We start from the raw sequence: 1,857 nt of genomic DNA on the forward strand, positions 1-1,857 counted from the left end.
GAGCTTTTTATGTATGTATACTTAACATGAAAATATTCAAGTTAGAGGACTTTTATTTTTCATTTATTAATTGTTCAACTGCACATATATCAGCAGGAGCCCATTTTAAAGAAGGTAGATTTTCTCTTTGTAAATAAACTAATTTAGAATGCTCACTAGCCTTAGGAGTTCCATTTACCAACCTACACTTAATAGATATAAGATTAACTATAATTTTTTCATATTCATGAGTATTATCATTAAATACTTCAACTGCTTTAATATCACAATCAAGTTCTTCTTTAATTTCTCTTTCTATAGCATCAAATAATTCCTCATTTTTCTCAACCTTACCACCAGGGAATTCCCATAAGTTAGGAAGGACCATATCAGGAGATCTTAAAGCGCATAATATTTCTTTATCTTCATTTTCGATAATTGCTGCTACTACTTTTACAGTTTTCTTCATTATATTCACCTCTAAATAAGCTTAACATAAATAGAAAATAAAAAATAGATTTGACAAGTATAGATGTTTAAAAACTATTTAAAGGATAAAGAAAAGTTATATTAATTACTTCTCAATTATATAATTAACTATATCAATGAAGAAAGAAGTGATAATATGAATTATTTAAGTTATTTAAATATAAAGCATTTTAAGGGTATAGAGGATTTAGAGTTAAAAGATTTATCAAATATAAACATAATAGTGGGTAATAACAACTGTGGAAAAACATCGTTATTAGAAGCTATATCACTTTTAGAAAGCCAAGATAACATAAAAGGTATGTTAAATAATACCTCAAGGATAGATAGTGGCTACCCTTCAAAGTTTGAATTGTTCTTAGAAATATTTCCAAAAGCACAAGATAGAGCCAAAAGTATACAAATAAATTCAACAATTAATGGTTTGACAAGAGAGTTAAAGATAGGTGGAAGTTTAACTAAAGTTTCAGATGTTGAAGATAATGAGTTAGAAAAGAATGCATTTAAAGGAAAGATAAGTGTAAAATTAGAAGATAAGGATTTAATTAATAAGAATATATTTTTAAAAGAAAACCAAAGTATTAAAGATTGTAGTGGTTGTGATGCTATAAAAATTGTATATGTAACTCCCTATGACCATTTTAGAGGTAATTTAATTAATAAAGGTATAGAAAATATAAAAGAAAGTGAGAAAGATAAAATAATAAATCTTCTTAAAATGTTTGACTCTAATATTCTAGATTTTAATATATTACCAACTGCTAATAAAAATAATCAAATGACTACTTATATAAATCATGAAAAATATGGTCTTATGCCTTTATTTAGTTTTGGAGATGGTGTAAAGAAAGTATTTACTTTAGCAGCAGCGGTGGTAAGTGCTAAACAAGGGATACTTTTAATAGATGAAATAGAAACGGCTATACACAAAAACATGATAAATGAAGTCTTTAAATGGTTTGTAGAGGCTTGTAGAGAGTTTGAAGTTCAACTTATTTGTACTACACATAGTTTAGAAGCTATAGATGGAATGATAATAGGTGTAGGAAATAAAACTGATTCCTTATCTTGTTTTAGAATAGAAATATACGATGAAAAAATTTATAGTACTAAATTTTCTGGCAATAAGTTAAAGGATATAAGAACTTTACTAGGTCAGGATGTGAGATAGTGAGAAGCTTTATATTTTTTGTAGAAGGCATACATGATGTGAATTGTGTGGCTAGAGTTTTATTGTTAAGAGGTTTTGTAGAAGCAAGGGCTGTAAATCAATTGCCAGATATGTGGAAATCTAGAGTTCCTAGAAGTTATCCTTTTATAAATGATAGATTAGATAGACATATACCTATGCCAGCTTATTTTTTAAAAAACAATTTATGTGTAGCTATA

3 protein-coding genes are annotated in these 1,857 nt (G+C 26.9%); 2 read left to right on the plus strand and 1 reads right to left on the minus strand.

Features of this window, described 5'->3' with window-relative positions:
* Positions 1-52 precede the first annotated feature (52 nt).
* Positions 53-448 (minus strand): (deoxy)nucleoside triphosphate pyrophosphohydrolase, encoded by a 396-nt coding sequence (locus tag VLM92_RS10135; RefSeq protein WP_325276227.1) that lies wholly within the window; start codon positions 446-448, stop codon positions 53-55.
* 156 nt (positions 449-604) lie between these two features.
* Between VLM92_RS10135 and VLM92_RS10140 the strand changes: the two genes are divergently transcribed.
* Both VLM92_RS10140 and VLM92_RS10145 read left to right on the plus strand, forming a co-directional pair.
* Positions 605-1,639, plus strand: a complete 1,035-nt coding sequence (locus tag VLM92_RS10140) for an ATP-binding protein (RefSeq protein WP_325276228.1) — start codon at positions 605-607, stop codon at positions 1,637-1,639.
* Positions 1,639-1,857 (plus strand): hypothetical protein (locus tag VLM92_RS10145; protein ID WP_325276229.1); only part of this gene is annotated, 219 nt, incomplete at its 3' end. The genes VLM92_RS10140 and VLM92_RS10145, both read left to right, overlap by 1 nt.

It is taken from the genome of Romboutsia sp., assembly GCF_035470145.1.
GTDB lineage: Bacteria > Bacillota > Clostridia > Peptostreptococcales > Peptostreptococcaceae > Romboutsia_D.

What these genes read in the sequence shown, in the direction of transcription:
- VLM92_RS10135 (WP_325276227.1), bottom strand. Translation starts at nt 448, where the DNA reads ATGAAGAAAACTGTAAAAGTAGTAGCAGCAATTATCGAAAATGAAGAT.
- VLM92_RS10140 (WP_325276228.1), top strand. Translation starts at nt 605, where the DNA reads ATGAATTATTTAAGTTATTTAAATATAAAGCATTTTAAGGGTATAGAG.